Raw genomic sequence first — 14,941 nt, forward strand, 5'->3', positions numbered from 1 at the left:
TACATTCAGTCAACGCTGGGGTGGAATAGCCGCACCGATCAGCTGTCCGGGGAGGACGGCTACGTCGATTTAGTGATCTAATCGGAAGCTACATCAGTCGAGTAGGGGGTTTGGATCAGATGGATCCTGACGATCTCGACGGTGGGACTCCCGACACCCACCGGCCCTCGGATCAGGATTCCTCGCCAGCGAACGGCACCGCGACCCGCACGGTGGGAAAAACCGACCGGCACGCGTCGCTCGTCCGTCTGCTGACCGAGTTGTCCGCCGAGAGGGATCGGCGCGGCGAACCCGCGCTCGCTTTTCTCGGCCAGGGGTACCGCCTTTTGGAGCAAAATTCCGACAGCGGGACTTTGGGAACGCAATATCTCACGATGGTGGAGGCGAGCCCGTACGGCATCTGTGTCCATCAGCGGGGCAAAGTCGTGTTCGTGAACTCGGCCACCATGCGGTTCGTCGGCGCGAAGGTGTCGACCGAGATCATCGGGATGCACATCACGGATCTGGTCGACGCGGGTTCGCAGGACGCGCTGCTGGCGCGGATCGGTTCGCTGGCCTCGCCCGGCTCGTTCAGCGAACCGACGGAGATGACCCTGAGGACCCTCCAGGGCCGCAGCGTCACCGTCGAATCCCAGGCGGTGCTCACCACCTGGGAGGGCAAGCCCGCGTACCAGGTGATCATGCGCGATCTGACCACGCAGAAGGCGGCCGAGGCCGGCCTGCGGTTCCAGGCGGCGCTGGTCGGCCACGCGAGCGACGCGATCATCGCGACCTCGCCCGACGGGCTGGTGACGAGCTGGAACCCGGCGGCCGAGGCCGTCTACGGGCACGACCTCGACCAGGTCATCGGGGTTCCGGTGGCCGAGGTGGTCGGCGCGCCGATGAGCCCGCGGGAGGTCGTCGCGGCAGGCGGTGTCGTGCAGGCGACGCATTACAGCGCCGACGGCACGGCGCTGGCGGTGCGCGTCTCCGCGGCCGAGATGTTCGACGGCTACGTGCTGCTGTGCGCCGACGAGACCGCGCAGCGCCGGGCCGAGGCCGAATTCGCCACCGTCGTCGAGACGCTCGACGAGGGAGTGCTGCTGGTGGGCCCCGGCGGACGGATCGAGCTGGCGAACTCCGCGGCGCACCGGATCGCCGGCGTGCCGCCGGGATCGCTGGTCGGCCTGGAGAGCCGGACCCTGCGGCTGCACGACGAACAAGGTGTCCCGGTGCCCGTCGACGATCTGCCGTCCGCGCGGGTGCGCCGGTCCGGGAAGGTCGAGACCGGGCGGGTCGTGCAGGTGCGGCGGCGTGACGGCGCGCATCGATGGCTTTCGCTGACCTCCGGGCCGCTGATGGCGCCCGGCCAGAGCGTGCCCTCGGTGCTGACGTCGTTCGCCGACATCACCGAACGACGGGCGATCAGCGAGCGGCTGGCCTACGAGGCCACCCATGACCCGCTGACCAGGCTCGCGAACCGCACGTACGCGCTGAACCACCTGCGCCGGACGATCGCCGACCCGGCGGCCACGACCACCGTGATGTTCATCGACCTCGACAAGTTCAAGATCATCAACGATTCGCTCGGTCATACCGTCGGCGACCAGGTGCTGCGCATCATCGGCGACCGGCTGCGGGCCGCCGCCGGGCCTTCCGACCTGGTCGGACGGCTCGGCGGGGACGAGTTCCTGGTCATCACCACCGGTTATACCGAAGCCGCCGAGGTGCGGGCGCTGGCCGATCATCTCCAGCGGCGGCTCGCCGAATCGCTGACCGTGCACGGCCGAGAACTGCATATCAATACGAGCATTGGAATAGTGATCGCCGAACCGGGCGACCGGCGCACCGCCGACGAATTGCTGGAAGACGCCGATTTGGCGATGTATCAGGCGAAAACCTTCGGCCCCGGTCGTTACGCGTTCTATGCGCCGATCATGCGGAAACGAGTACGAGACCGTTTCGCGTTGGAACAGGATCTGCGGAACGCCGTCGCGGAAGGGCTGGTCGAGACCGTTTATCAGCCCGTCGTCGATTTGCGGACCGGCGACATGGTCGCGGTGAAGGCGAAGTCCTGTTGGGACCATCCCGTTCGCGGGCCGATCGATCCGGCGGAATTGGCCGAACTCGCCGACGACGGCGATCTTTTGACGGTCATCGGGGCGGAGGTTCTCGCCAAGGCCGCCCGCGAGATCGCTCGATGGCGTGCCGATCATGGTGTGCACTGTAATGTGAATGTGAGCCTTTCGGTCCGCCAACTGGGCGATCCCACGTTGCTGCAAGTGGTTCAGACAACGTTGGAGGACGCCGGTCTCGGGCCGCAGGACCTGAGTCTCGATGTCGACGAGACGGCGCTGAAGGACGCGGCCGACGCCGTCGACGCGCTGCGGAAGACCGGGGTGCGGGTGACCGCGGAACGGTTCGGCGCCGGGTATTCCTCGCTCGCGCAGCTGTGCAGGCTCGATCTCAGCGTGATCGAGATCGACCGGTCGTTCGTGGCCGACCTCGGGCGATCGAGCGACGCCGAACCGATCGTCGCCGGGATCATGGCGATGGCGCACGCCGTCGACCTGATGGTCGTCGCGGAAGGGGTCGAGACCGCGCGGCAACTCGAGGTGCTGCACGAACTCGGCTGCGATTGGGCGAAGGGGCCCCTGGTGGCTCCGCCGGGCCGGGTCGAAGACCTGAAGCCCGCGTACGAACACGTGGTGCGGGGCGCAGTTAGTCCTCTAAATGCTTGAAGTACAGGAAGCTTGTCTCTGTACCTACTAGTATGTACGGTCAGGACGTGGACAAGAGGGAAAGGCTCATCGAGAGCACTCGCGAGCTGCTGTGGGAGCGCGGGTACGTCGGCACCAGCCCGAAGGCGATCCAGGAGCGCTCCGGCGCCGGCCAGGGCAGCATGTACCACCACTTCCAGGGCAAGTCCGAACTCGCGCTCGCCGCGATCGGCCGCAGCGCCGACGATCTGCGCGCCAAGGCGGAGGCCGAGTTCTCCGGGCCCGGTTCGGTCGTCGAGCGCATCACCGTCTACCTGCGCCGCGAGCGCACCGTGCTCAAGGGCTGCCCGGTCGGCAGGCTCGCCCAGGATCCCGACGTGATGGCCGACGCGGAGCTGCGAAAGCCGGTCGAGGAGTACTTCGGCTGGCTCACCGGGCGCCTCGCCGAGTTGCTCGAAGAGGGCCGCGCGGCCGGTGAGCTCGACCAGGCACTCGACCCGCTCACCACGGCGACCGCGCTGGTCGCGGTGCTGCAGGGCGGCTACATCCTCGCCCGCGCCGCCGGCTCCCCGGACGTGTTCGCGAAAGCCGTCGACGGTGCCCTCGGCCTGCTGACCACCAAGGAGAACTGACATGCCCTTCGTCCGCATCGACACCATCGGGACTGAGAAGCTCGACGCCCTCGGCAACGCCGTCCACGACGCGCTGGTCGAGACGATCGGCATCCCGGCCGACGACCGCTTCCAGGTCCTCAACGGCCAGAACATCCTGAAATACGACGACTACCTGGGGATCCATCGCGACGAAGGGGTCGTGTTCGTCACGATCACCATGCGGCAGGGGCGGACCGACGAGCAGAAGAAGGCGCTGTACCGGCGGATCGCGGAGCTCGCCGAGGAGTACGCGGGGACCGAGCCCCGGAACGTGCTCGTCACGATCACCGAGAACAACCCCGTCGACTGGTCGATCGGGAACGGCGAAGCGCAGTACGCGTGATCACGCGGGCGCGGGGGTGAAGGCGTGCTGCTCCAGCAGCCACCACGTGTCGCGTCCGAACGACCAGGTCAGCAGCGCCAGCGCGCCCAGCGTGACCACGAAACCGGCCCAGAGCGGCAGGATCGTCGAGGCCACCACGACCAGCGCGATGCCCTGGACCGCCGCGACCGTCTTGCGCGCCATGCTCGGCGGAAGCGGCGTGTTCAGCCACGGCCACAGCTTGCCCGCCACGACGAAGACGTAGCGCATCGCGCCGATCGTGAGCACCCACGGGCCCAGCGACTGTGCGACGACCACGCTCAGGATCAGGATCAGATACGCGTCGACCTCCATGTCGAACCGCGCGCCCAACGGCGACGCCGTCCCGGTGCGGCGGGCGACCTGGCCGTCGACGGCGTCCAGGGCGAGCGCGACCGACGCGATGACGACCATCGCGACGATCTCCCGGCCCGCGGTGTCGACGACGAGCGCGGTCACGCAGCCGACCAGCCCGGACCGGGCGAGTGTCACGGCGTCGGCGGGGCCCAGGGAGCGCGCGGTGCTCCGGTTCAGGCCGTAGGTCAGGAATCCGCCCACGGCGAGGCCGTAGGCCGCTCCGGCGAGCCAGCCCAGCGGGCCCAGTCCGGTGACGGCGTCCAGCGTCCCCAGCAGCGCCAGCTGGACGAGGACCCCCAGGAAAATACCGGGGTTGATCACGAGGCCTCCTCGTTATGGTGGCGGTGACCCCGCTTCCAGGGTCCGACATGAGAGGACACGATGGAACGCGCCTTCTGGTTCAGTGGTTCCGGCGACGGTGAGCTCCGGCCCGTCACGCTCCCTCCGGTCGGCGATGACGAAGTGCTGGTCCGCACCCTGTACACGGGCGTGAGCCGCGGCACCGAGACGCTCGTCTTCCGTGGCGAGGTCCCGCCGAGTCAACGTGCGGCCATGCGCGCGCCGTTCCAGGAAGGCGATTTCCCCGGTCCCGTGAAGTACGGGTACCTCAACGTCGGCGTGGTCGAACGCGGTCCGGAGAACCTCGTCGGGCAGGTCGTCTTCTGCCTGTATCCCCATCAGACGCGCTATGTCGTCCCGGCGTCGGCCGTCACGCCGGTACCGGACGAGGTCCCGCCGGAACGCGCGATCCTCGCGGGCACGATCGAGACCGCGGTCAACGCCGTCTGGGACGCGTCGCCGAAAATCGGCGACCGGATCGCCGTGGTCGGCGCCGGGATGGTCGGCAGCAGCGTCGCGAAACTGCTGGCCGGTTTCCCCGCGGCCAGGGTGCAGCTGATCGACGTCGATCCGGAGCGCGCGAAGGTCGCCGAAGCGCTCAGTGTCGACTTCTCGACACCCGAGGACGCCCTGGGTGACTGCGACCTCGTCGTGCACGCCAGCGCGAGCGAAGCGGGGCTCGCCCGTTCGCTGGAGCTGCTCGCGCCGGAAGGCGAGGTCATCGAGCTGAGCTGGTACGGCGACCGGCGGATCAGCGTCCCGCTCGGCGAGAACTTCCACTCCCGGCGGCTGGCGATCCGCAGCAGCCAGGTCGGCATGGTCTCGCCGTCCCGCCGGCTGAACCGGACCTACGCCGACCGCTTGGCGCTCGCTTTGCGTCTTCTCGCCGATCCAGGATTCGAAGTGCTGGTCAGCGGGGAATGTCAGTTCCGTGAACTGCCGGATGTCTTGCCGCGTCTGGCCGCGAATGAACCAGGAACGCTCTGCCTCCGTGTCACCTATCAGATGGAGGACACGCGTTAAGGGTTCGACCCGGGAGGTCCGTTGTTCAGTATCACCGTCCGCGACCACGTCATGGTCGCCCACAGCTTCCGCGGCGAGGTCTTCGGCCCAGCACAGCGGCTGCACGGCGCGACCTTCCTGGTGGACGCGACGTTCCGCCGGTCCGAACTGGACGCCGACAACATCGTCGTCGACATCGGCAAGGCGACCGAAGAGCTCAAAGCGGTGCTCGCCGATCTGAACTACCGCAACCTCGACGACGTGCCCGAGTTCGCCGGGATCAACACCTCGACCGAGTTCCTCGCCAAGGTCATCGCGGACCGGCTCGCCGACCGCGTCCACTCGGGAGCGCTCGGTGAAGGGGCGCGCGGCCTCGAAGGGCTCACCGTTTCGCTGCACGAATCCCACGTCGCGTGGGCGAGCTACGAGCGTGCCCTGTGAGCCGCCTCCACGTCGTCCTGCCCAATGACATCGACGACGTGAGCGCGCCGAGCGGCGGCAACGTCTACGACCGCCGGCTGTGTGACGGCCTCGCCGCCGAGGCGGTGGAGGTCCACGAGATCCCCGTGCGCGGGAGCTGGCCGCGGCCCGACACCGAAGCGCGCAAGGTGCTGGCGCGCAAGCTGGCCGAACTGCCCGACGGCGCCGCGGTGCTGCTCGACGGGCTGGTGGCCTGCGGGGTGCCCGAGGTGATCGCCCCGGCGGCACGGCGGCTGTCGATCGCGGTGCTGGTGCATCTGCCGCTGGCCGACGAAACGGGACTTTCGCCTTCGCTCGCCGCCGAACTGGACCGGCTGGAACGCGAGACGCTGGCCGCGGTCGACGCCGTGGTCGTGACCAGCGAATGGGCGGCTCGACGGCTGATCGGGCACCACGGCCTCGCCGCGCATCGCGTGCACGTGGTGCCGCCCGGCGTCGACAAGGCCGAAGTCGCGTCCGGGAGCCTGGACGGGACGCGTCTGGTCTGCGTCGCCAACGTGACGCCGCGCAAAGGACAGGGCCTGCTCGCGGACGCGTTGAAGTCGCTGAAGGATCTCCCGTGGACCTGTGAGTGCGTCGGCGCGATCCGGCGCGAGACCCGCTACGTCGAACGCCTGCGGCGACACTCGCTCGGCGACCGCTTCACCCTCACCGGCCCCCGGTCCGGCGAAGCACTCGAAGCGACGTACGCGGCCGCAGACCTTCTCGTGCTGCCTTCGCGCGCGGAGACGTACGGCATGGTCGTCACCGAGGCGCTCGCGCACGGCATCCCCGTGCTCACGACGGCCGTCGACGCCCTGCCGGACACGCTCGGCCAGGCGTCCGACGGCAGTGTGCCCGGGCTGCTCGTCCCCGGTGAGGACGTCAACGCGCTGGCCGCGGCCCTGCGCCGCTGGCTCACCGAACCCGACCTGCGTGACCGCCTTCGCGCCTCCGCCCGCCTGCGCCGCGAGACGCTGACCGGCTGGGACGAGACGGCCCGTGGCGTCGCCGCCGTACTGCTGACCGAACGGACGGCGGCATGACGAAGTACGCCCCCAGCTGGCTCCAGCTGCGTGAGGACGCCGACGCCGCCGCTCGTGCGACCGAGCTGATCGAGCCGGTGCGGTCCTTCTTGCAGGAACAGGACGCGGTCGTCATCCGGGATCTCGGCTGCGGCACCGGTTCGCTCGGCCGCTGGCTGGCCAGGCGGTTGCCGGGACGCCAGCGCTGGATCCTGCACGACCGCGATCCGGACCTGCTCACCCACGCGCTGGCGCGCACCAGCCGTCCGGATCACGCTTTGGACGGAAGCGAAATCACCGTCGTCACCGAACAGCGTGACATCACCGAGTTACGCGCGGAGGACCTCGCCGGAACCTCGCTGGTGGCGGCGTCGGCACTGCTCGACCTGCTCACCGCCGAGGAGATGTCCCGGCTGGCTGAGGCGTGCGTCGAGGCGCGCTGCGCGGTCCTGTTCACGCTGAGCGTTTCGGGCCGGGTCGTGCTTTCGCCCAAGGACAAGTTCGACATCGAGATCTCCGACGCCTTCAACGCGCATCAGCGCCGGGTGACCGGCGGCCGGTGGCTGCTCGGACCGGACGCGGTGGACGTCGCCTTCGGAGTCTTCGAACGCCTCGGCGCCACCGTGCGGCGCGCGCCGAGCCCGTGGCGGCTCGGGGCGGATCAGGCCGCGCTGACCGCGGAATGGCTCACCGGCTGGGTCGGCGCCGCTTGCGAACAGCGGCCGGAACTCGCGGTGGACGGCGACTCCTACCTGCGATGGCGGCTCGCGCAGTGCGCGGCAGGCGAGCTGAACGCGGTGATCCAGCACGAAGACCTCCTGGTGGTGCCCGCGTGAAACGGCTCTGGCCCTGGCTTCGGATCGTCGGCGCGTTCGCGATCCTCGGTGCGCTCGTCTGGCAACTGGGTACCGGCGCGTTCCTCGAAGGTCTGCGCGAGGTCGACGCGGGCGGGATCGCCGCCGCGCTCGGGATCGGTTTCGCCACCACGGTTCTCAGCGCCTCGCGCTGGCGCCTGATCGCCCGGCGGCTCAGTCTCGAGCTCTCGTTGGGGACTGCCATCGGCGAGTACTACCGCGCGTTGTTCCTCAACGGTGTGCTGCCGGCGGGCGTCCTCGGCGACGTCGACCGCGCCGTGCAGCACGGACGCGAAGCCGGTGACGTGCCGCGCGGCGTCCGCGCGGTGGTGCTGGAGCGCACGGCCGGGCAGATCGTGGTGATCGGCGCTTCGGTCGTCGTCGTGCTCAGCGTGCCTTCCGTGGTGCCGCCGCCCATCGACCACGTGGTGACGGCCGCCGGGATCGCCGTGGTCGGGCTCGCGCTCGCGGCCGTCGTCACCGGGATGACGGCCGGGCGGCGATGGATCCACAGTGGATCGAAATGGCGACGCGGGTTCGCCGTGTCCCTCGCCGACGTCCGGCTCGGCCTGCTGACCAAGGAAACCTGGCCGGGGGTGGGCCTGCTCTCGGTCGCCACCCTCGCCGGGCACCTCGCCCTGTTCGTCGTCGCCGCGCGCGCGGCGGGCGTCACCGCGCCGGTCGGCGACCTGCTGCCGCTGATGATCCTCGCCCTGCTCGCGATGGGGCTGCCGCTGAACATCGGCGGGTGGGGCCCGCGCGAAGGCGTTTGCGCGCTGCTGTTCGGCGCCGCGGGCCTCGGCTCGGCGCAGGGCGTCACCGTGGCCGTCGTCTACGGCGTGCTCGCGCTCGTCTCCAGCCTTCCCGGTGCGGGCGTCCTGCTCGCGCGTTCTGTCAAGAGTCACCGAACAGACAGGAGAAGCCCGATGACCGTCGAGAGGGTCGTTGAGACCAGACTGCCCACCCGGTACGGCGTTTTCCGCGCGTACGGCTACCTGGACGCCGACGGCACCGAACAGATGGCGCTGGTGCACGGCGACATCGCGACCTCCGGCACGCTGGCACGGGTCCATTCGGAATGCCTCACCGGCGACGTGTTCAGCTCGATGCACTGCGAATGCGGCGACCAGCTGGCCGCCGCGTTGCGGGCGATCGTCGACGAGGGCGCCGGAATCCTCGTGTACGCCCAGGGCCACGAAGGACGCGGAATCGGCCTGCTCGCGAAGCTGAAGGCGATGCGGCTACAGGACGAAGGGCTCGACACCGTCGAGGCGAACATCGCGCTCGGGCTGCCGGTGGACGCCCGCGACTACCGCGCCGCGGCGGAGATCCTGAACGATCTCGGCGTGCGGTCGGTGCGGCTGCTGTCCAACAACCCGGCGAAGGTCGACCAGCTGGAACGGCACGGTGTGCGGATCAGCGAGCGGGTGCCGCTGCTGGTCACGCCGAACGACGAGAACCTGCGGTACCTGCGGACCAAACAGGAACGGATGCACCATTTCCTGCCGCATCTGGACCTGATCGAGTCAGCCGAGCACGGCCAAGGTGTCCCCGAAGCTCTCCACCAGTGACTCCAGCATCAGCCGTCCCTTCTCCGCCGTCGCCAGCGAAGGCCGCCCGACCACGCCGGATTCCGCGTACGGGCGCAGGCCCACCGTCAGCAGGTGCCGCCTGTCGTCGGCGAGGTGATCCGCCTCGGTGAACCCGGGCCGGACCAGTGACGGGTGCGCGTGCAGCAACAGGGAGGTCTCCAGTTCGCCGGCGTGCATGTCGCTGTCCAGCGACGTCTCCAGCCCGGCCGCGGCGTGCGCCGCCTGCCAGCCTTCGACGCCGGGGAAGAGCGCCATCGGCGACGTCGACTCCTGGACCACGTTGGACAGGACGTAGTTGCCGCCGTGCGCGTTCACCAGCACCAGTTTCGGGACGCCGGACCGGCGCAGCGACGCGGCGACGTCGTTCACCACGGCGTACAGCGTCGCGGCGGAGATGCTGACCGTGCCCGCCCAATCGGCGTGTTCGTGGGAGCAGCCGATCGTGATCGGCGGGAGCCGCAGCACCGGATACGCCGCGGCGAGGGCGTCGGCGATCGTCGTCGCGATCACCGCGTCGGTGGCGAGCGGGAGGTGCGCTCCGTGCTGTTCGAAACTGCCGACGGGCAGCACCGCGACCTCGGCGCCGCGGGCGCTTTCGTCGGCCGTCGTGGCCGTCGGGAACAGGTTCACGCGGGCTACGGTACCCATATGACCGACCACGCCGCATTGTTGTCCGTGGCCCGCGAGGCCGTCGCCAAGGCGACCGCGATCATCCGCTCGATGACGTCGTTTTCCGTTGCCGCCAAAGGTGATCGCGACATGGTGACCGACGTCGACCTCGCCGTCGAGGACGCCGTCCGCGAATTCCTGGCGCGCGAAACGCCGGAGATCGGCATCCTCGGCGAGGAGCGCGGGCATGAGGGGAACGAGGACCTGTGGTGGGCGCTCGACCCCGTCGACGGTACGGCGAATTTCGCGCGCGGGATCCCGCTGTGCGGTGTCTCGCTCGGCCTCGTCGACGGGCTGAACAGCACGGTCGCGGTGATCTCCCTGCCGTTTCTCGACGTCACCTACACCGCAGTGGCGGGCCAGGGCGCGTACGCGGGCGAAGAGCGTCTTACGGCGTCGAAAGCGACGAAGTTGTCCGACGCGATCGTGAGTATCGGCGACTTCGCGGTCGGCGAGGGCGCGGAGGTCAAGAACCGCGTCCGGATGGCGTTGCTGGCCGAACTCGGCGGCCGCGTGCAGCGGGTCCGGTTTCTCGGCTCCGCGGCGATCGATCTGGCGTGGGTCGCGGACGGCAAACTCGACGCGAGCGTCATCCTCGCCAACAAACCGTGGGACACGATGGCGGGGGTCCTGCTGGTGCGCGAGGCCGGGGGAGCGGTCGTCGACCTCGACGGCGGCGACCACACCGTGCGTTCGGCGGCCACGATCGCGGTCGGCGCCTGGCTGCGTGACGAGCTCGTCGCGTCGATCGCGCGTGTGGCGGGCTGAACTTTGTCACCCGGGAAATGAACCGGACGGGCGCCGTATCCGTGTCTCCTGATAAGGCGCCCGCATCTGGAGGTAACCGTGTTCACCTCGAATGTCCGCGTGACCGAACCGGTCGTCTTCGTCCTGCCGGGCGAAACCGAGGACGTCAGCGGTGAATACGACCGCCGGATGTGCCAGAACCTCCCGGCCACCGGCCTCCCGCTGCTGGAACTGCCGATCGCCGGGGAATGGCCGATGCCGGGGCCGCTGTCGCGGTCGAGACTGGCCCGTTCGCTCGCCGCGCTGCCCGACGACACCGTCGTCCTGATCGACGGCACGGTCGCCTGCGGGGTCCCGGAGATCGTGGTCCCGCACGCGCGGCGGCTCCGGCTGGCCGTCCTGGTCCACCGGCCGCTCGCCGACGATCCCGCGCTCGACCCGGCGCAGGCCGCCGAACTCGACGCCTGCGAACGGGAGACCCTGCGGCTGACCGGGATGATCGTCGCCACCGGGCCGTGGCTCGCGCGGCAGCTGATCGACCGGCACGACCTCGACCCGACCCGGGTGTACGTGGCGACTCCGGGCACGGACGCGGCGCCGCTCGCCGCCGGGGCCGACGGCGTCTCGCGGCTGCTGTGTCTCGCGCCCATGACCGCGCGCCACGGTCAGGACGTGCTCATCCGGGCGCTTTCGATGGTCGACGAACTGGCGTTCAAATGCGTGTTCGCCGGCGCGACGCACCACGACCCCGCGTACGTCGACGAACTGCGCTGGACGGTCGAACGGCTCGGGCTCGGCTCCCGGATCAGCCTCATCCAGCCGCCGGACGACCTCGACCTGGTCTACGACGGCGCGGATCTGCTCGTCCTGCCCGCGCGCGGCGGCACCTCCGGACTGGTCGTCGCCGAGGCGCTGGCGCGCGGGATCCCCGTGGTGGCCACGGAAACCGCCGGCGCGCACGACGCGCTCGGCACCGCGCCCGGCGGCGGCGTGCCCGGCATGCTGGTGCCGCCGAACAACCCGTCGGCGCTCGCGGCGGCGTTGCTGCGCTGGTCGCTCGACGCCGAACTCCGTCATTCCCTGCGGACGTCGGCGCTCGCGCGCAGCAGCGCCCTCGAAGAATGGGACGTCGCCGCGGGCAGGCTCACCGACGTGCTCTCCCGGCTGCAGGCGGCGCCGCGTCAGCCGGTTTGATCATCGCCCGGAAGCAGCTATCGGGAGAGATCACCGGATCGGTTGACTGGGCGGCATGCGAATCGTCGATCTTGCGTCCCGTCCCGATCTCCTCGATGCCGCGCTGAACCTCGGCGACGTCGGCGGTGAGTTCATCTACGCCGGGTTCAGCGGCAAGATGATCACGCCGGACCGGTTCCTGCGCCACTGGTCCCGGTATTTCCTGATCGCCTTGGATGACGACGGTGAACCGATCGCGCGGGCGCTGTCGGTCCCGCTGACCTATCCGGCCGAAGACCGCCACGAGCTGCCGTCGCACGGATGGGACGAGGCGATCCAGTGGGCCGCGCAGGATCTCATGGACGGCCGTGCGCCGGACACCTTGTGCGCGCTCGAAGTCGTCGTGGCGCCGCGAATGCGCGGGACCGGCCTGTCCACGCCGATGCTCAAGGCGCTGAAAGCGCGTGCGGCCGAGACGGGGCTGAAGCGGTTGATCGTCTCCGTGCGCCCGATCGGCAAGGAGGACGAACCCGACGTCCTCATGGAGGACTACGCCCTCCGGCGGCGCGAGGACGGGCTGTTCGCCGACCGCTGGCTGCGTACCCACGAACGGCTCGGCGCGCGGATGATCAAGGTGTGCCCGTTCGCGGTGACCATTTCGGGCTCGATCGCGGACTGGAAGGAGTGGAGCGGTGTCGACCTCGTCGACGGCGACAACGTGATCCCCGGCGGGATCGCGCCGGTGCACGCGAACGTCGAGCGGGACTGCGGGGTGTACGTGGAGGCGAACGTGTGGATGGAGCACCCGTTCTGATCGGCTCAGTCTTCGCGGCGGACCTGCGTCTGCGTCGGCAGGAAGGCGTGGTGGTAGGGGTCCAGGACGAGAATCTGACCGTCGGTGCCGTCTTCCTTGACGCGGATCGCGCGCGTCGTGTGTTCCCAGTCGGCGTCGAGATGCCAGAGGAACGACTGCCCGTTGCGCAGCGAGACCCGACGGGTGTCCTTCTCAGGCCAGGCCATCGTGCTCACTCCTCGTCATCGCGTCGCGGGGCATTCCTCGCGATTTCCGCCGCGATCGTCGCATCGGGTCCGGCGTCGCCCGCCGGTGCCGCAAAGTAAAGCCCATGAACCTCGAACGAGTCGGTTTCGCCGGGCTGGGCAGTATGGGCGAGCCGATGGCGCGGAACCTGGTGCGGGCCGGGATCCCGGTGCTCCGCTGGAACCGCACGCCGGGCAAGGCCGACCAGGTGGCCGACGTCGCCGAACTCTTCGCGCGCTGCGACGTCGTGATCCTGATGCTCAAGGACGCGGCCGCCGTCGATGCGGTACTCGGGCGCGGCGGGCCCGAGTTCGCCGACCGGGTGGCGGGCCGCACGATCGTCCACATGGGAACGACGGCACCAGGGCATTCCCGCGCGCTGGAGGCGGACCTCGTCGCGGCGGGGGCGAAGTACGTGGAGGCGCCGGTTTCGGGTTCGCGGGTCCCGGCGGAGGCGGGGGAGCTGGTCGCGATGCTCGCGGGCGACCCCGGTGCGGTCGAGGAGGTCCGGGAGCTGTTCGGGCCGATGTGCCGGGAAACCGTGTACTGCGGGCCGGTTCCCAACGGGCTCCTGATGAAGCTGGCGGTCAACGTGCACCTGACCGCGGTCGTGACTTCGCTGGCCGAGACGGTGCATTTCGGCCGGGCGCACGGGCTGGATCTCGGTCTGCTTGCCGACGTGCTCGGCGCGGGGCAGCTCGCCAGCCCGATCCTGCGGGTCAAGGCGCCCAAGCTGGTCGAAGAGGATTTCGCGCCGCAGGCCTCGATCGCGAACGTGCTGGCCAACGTCGAGCTGATCGCGGCGGCGGCCGGGGACGCGGGCCTGAAGCTGCCGCTGATCGAGGCGTCCCGTGCCCTCTACGCCGAGACCGCGCGGCTCGGTCTCGGCGAGGAGGACATGGTCGCCGTCGTCAAAGCGCTCGACACCCACCCGCATCCAGAGGACTAAACGCGATCGTTGCGTGTGCAAGGACCGCATTTAGAGGACGAAATGCGGAAGGGGGTCAGCCGCGGAGGGCGGAGGCGATCCGGCCCGCCGCGGCGAAGGACTCCTCTTCCGGCTCGCCGAGCAGGGGGAGCAGGATGACGGACTCGGTCCCGGCCGCGTACAGCGCGCGGATCTGCTCGACGCACCGGTCGAGCGGGCCGCTGATGCTCAGCCGGTCGATCCACTCCGGCCGCAACCGCCGGGACAGGTCCTTGCGGTCGCTAGCGGCCTTGACCTCGGCGAGCAGTTCGGCGCCGAAGTCCAGCGGCTCCAGCGCCGGACCGGAGTTCGGCCCGATCGCGGACGCGACGTCGGACCGCGCGCGTTCGCGGGCCCGCTCGGGATCGGCGTCGAGGGCCAGCCAGTTGTAGGTGGCGATCGAATGGCTTTCGACGCCGATCAGGTCCCGCGTCGCGCGGACGTACTCCGGGGTCGCCGGTTCGGCCAGGAGCGTCCCGTCGGCGACCCGGCCCGCCGCCGCGAGCGACTTCGGGCCGCGGACGCCGGCGACGAGCTTCGGCGGGAGCGCGGGCGGGAACTCCAATTCGACCTCGTCGAGCCGGACGTGCTTGCCCTCGAAGGAAACGCGCTCACCCGCCAGGAGCCGCCGGATGACCGTCAGCGTCTCCTCGAATGCGGCGAGCGCCGACTTCGGCCACGCGTCGATCTGCCGCATCCAGCTCGGCACGCCGTGCCCGAACCCGGCGATCAGCCGCCCCGGGTACAGCTCCGCCAGCGCCGCGATCTCCATCGCCGCGATGGCGGGGTTCCGCGCCACGGCGGGCATGATGCCGATGCCGAGCGTGATCTTCTCGGTCGCCGCCAGCACCGCCGACGCCGTGGCGATCCCGCCCGCGTAGAAACAGTCCTCGACGATCCAGACCTCGTCCAACCCCTCCCGCTCCGCGCGCCGGGCGAGGCCGGTCAGCCGGGCGGCGGGCAGCTCGCGAGGGATCCTGACCCCGAGCCGTGAAACCATGACGT

16 protein-coding genes are annotated in these 14,941 nt (G+C 70.0%); 12 read left to right on the plus strand and 4 right to left on the minus strand.

Annotation, left to right across the window (positions count from 1 at the left end):
• The first annotated feature begins 119 nt into the window (after positions 1–119).
• From ED92_RS35145 to ED92_RS35155, 3 genes are read left to right on the plus strand one after another with little or no spacing between them, the layout of a single operon-like run.
• Positions 120–2,720, plus strand: a complete 2,601-nt coding sequence (locus tag ED92_RS35145; RefSeq protein WP_037346076.1) for an EAL domain-containing protein — start codon at positions 120–122, stop codon at positions 2,718–2,720.
• Between the two features lie 47 nt (positions 2,721–2,767).
• Complete coding sequence (locus ED92_RS35150) at positions 2,768–3,331, plus strand: TetR/AcrR family transcriptional regulator (RefSeq protein WP_200882787.1); 564 nt, start codon at positions 2,768–2,770, stop codon at positions 3,329–3,331.
• A gap of 1 nt (position 3,332) precedes the next feature.
• The gene (locus ED92_RS35155; protein WP_037346081.1) at positions 3,333–3,695 is read left to right on the plus strand and encodes a tautomerase family protein; all 363 of its coding nucleotides are present in this window, start codon (positions 3,333–3,335) and stop codon (positions 3,693–3,695) included.
• Here the strand turns inward: ED92_RS35155 and ED92_RS35160 are convergent, their stop codons facing one another.
• A complete protein-coding gene (locus ED92_RS35160; RefSeq protein ID WP_037346084.1) occupies positions 3,696–4,391 on the minus strand; it encodes a CDP-alcohol phosphatidyltransferase family protein in 696 nt (231 codons plus the stop codon).
• Between the two features lie 60 nt (positions 4,392–4,451).
• On the opposite strand from ED92_RS35160, the gene ED92_RS35165 reads away from it, so the two are divergent.
• The 5 genes from ED92_RS35165 to ribA are packed head-to-tail and all read left to right on the plus strand — an operon-like array spanning position 4,452 to position 9,320.
• On the plus strand, positions 4,452–5,432 hold the full coding sequence (locus ED92_RS35165; protein ID WP_037346087.1) for a zinc-binding alcohol dehydrogenase: 981 nt from the start codon (positions 4,452–4,454) through the stop codon (positions 5,430–5,432).
• Between the two features lie 21 nt (positions 5,433–5,453).
• Complete coding sequence (locus ED92_RS35170; protein WP_016331711.1) at positions 5,454–5,852, plus strand: 6-carboxytetrahydropterin synthase; 399 nt, start codon at positions 5,454–5,456, stop codon at positions 5,850–5,852.
• Complete coding sequence (locus tag ED92_RS35175) at positions 5,849–6,916, plus strand: glycosyltransferase family 4 protein (protein ID WP_037346090.1); 1,068 nt, start codon at positions 5,849–5,851, stop codon at positions 6,914–6,916. The genes ED92_RS35170 and ED92_RS35175 overlap by 4 nt, the downstream gene beginning before the upstream one ends.
• Entirely contained in the window at positions 6,913–7,731 is an 819-nt protein-coding gene (locus tag ED92_RS35180; protein ID WP_037346092.1) for a class I SAM-dependent methyltransferase, read from the plus strand. Before ED92_RS35175 ends, ED92_RS35180 begins: the two co-directional genes overlap by 4 nt.
• Positions 7,728–9,320, plus strand: coding sequence for a GTP cyclohydrolase II (gene ribA / locus ED92_RS42180; RefSeq protein ID WP_081976005.1), 1,593 nt, complete (start codon positions 7,728–7,730; stop codon positions 9,318–9,320). Before ED92_RS35180 ends, ribA begins: the two co-directional genes overlap by 4 nt.
• On the opposite strand, the gene ED92_RS35195 is transcribed toward ribA, so the two are convergent.
• A complete protein-coding gene (locus ED92_RS35195; protein WP_081976022.1) occupies positions 9,276–9,971 on the minus strand; it encodes a creatininase family protein in 696 nt (231 codons plus the stop codon). The genes ribA and ED92_RS35195 overlap by 45 nt on opposite strands.
• Positions 9,972–9,989: 18 nt before the next feature.
• Here ED92_RS35195 and ED92_RS35200 point away from each other — a divergent pair, with 18 nt between their 5' ends.
• The 3 genes from ED92_RS35200 to ED92_RS35210 all read left to right on the plus strand — a co-directional run bounded on the left by ED92_RS35200 (position 9,990) and on the right by ED92_RS35210 (position 12,744).
• Positions 9,990–10,778, plus strand: a complete 789-nt coding sequence (locus ED92_RS35200) for an inositol monophosphatase family protein (protein ID WP_037346098.1) — start codon at positions 9,990–9,992, stop codon at positions 10,776–10,778.
• 78 nt (positions 10,779–10,856) lie between these two features.
• Positions 10,857–11,951 (plus strand): glycosyltransferase family 4 protein, encoded by a 1,095-nt coding sequence (locus ED92_RS35205; protein WP_037346100.1) that lies wholly within the window; start codon positions 10,857–10,859, stop codon positions 11,949–11,951.
• A 55-nt stretch (positions 11,952–12,006) separates the two neighbouring features.
• The gene (locus ED92_RS35210) at positions 12,007–12,744 is read left to right on the plus strand and encodes a GNAT family N-acetyltransferase (protein ID WP_037346103.1); all 738 of its coding nucleotides are present in this window, start codon (positions 12,007–12,009) and stop codon (positions 12,742–12,744) included.
• A 5-nt stretch (positions 12,745–12,749) separates the two neighbouring features.
• Here the strand turns inward: ED92_RS35210 and ED92_RS35215 are convergent, their stop codons facing one another.
• Entirely contained in the window at positions 12,750–12,950 is a 201-nt protein-coding gene (locus ED92_RS35215; protein WP_037346106.1) for a hypothetical protein, read from the minus strand.
• Between the two features lie 62 nt (positions 12,951–13,012).
• Between ED92_RS35215 and ED92_RS35220 the strand changes: the two genes are divergently transcribed.
• Positions 13,013–13,918 carry an NAD(P)-dependent oxidoreductase gene (locus tag ED92_RS35220; protein WP_255355407.1) on the plus strand — a complete coding sequence of 302 codons (906 nt, stop codon included), beginning with the start codon at positions 13,013–13,015 and terminating at the stop codon, positions 13,916–13,918.
• A 55-nt stretch (positions 13,919–13,973) separates the two neighbouring features.
• On the opposite strand, the gene ED92_RS35225 is transcribed toward ED92_RS35220, so the two are convergent.
• On the minus strand, positions 13,974–14,936 hold the full coding sequence (locus ED92_RS35225; protein ID WP_037346113.1) for an LLM class flavin-dependent oxidoreductase: 963 nt from the start codon (positions 14,934–14,936) through the stop codon (positions 13,974–13,976).
• Between the last annotated feature and the right edge of the window lie 5 nt (positions 14,937–14,941).

The sequence above is a fragment of the Amycolatopsis sp. MJM2582 genome, from assembly GCF_000754115.1.
Taxonomy (GTDB): Bacteria; Actinomycetota; Actinomycetes; order Mycobacteriales; family Pseudonocardiaceae; genus Amycolatopsis; species Amycolatopsis japonica.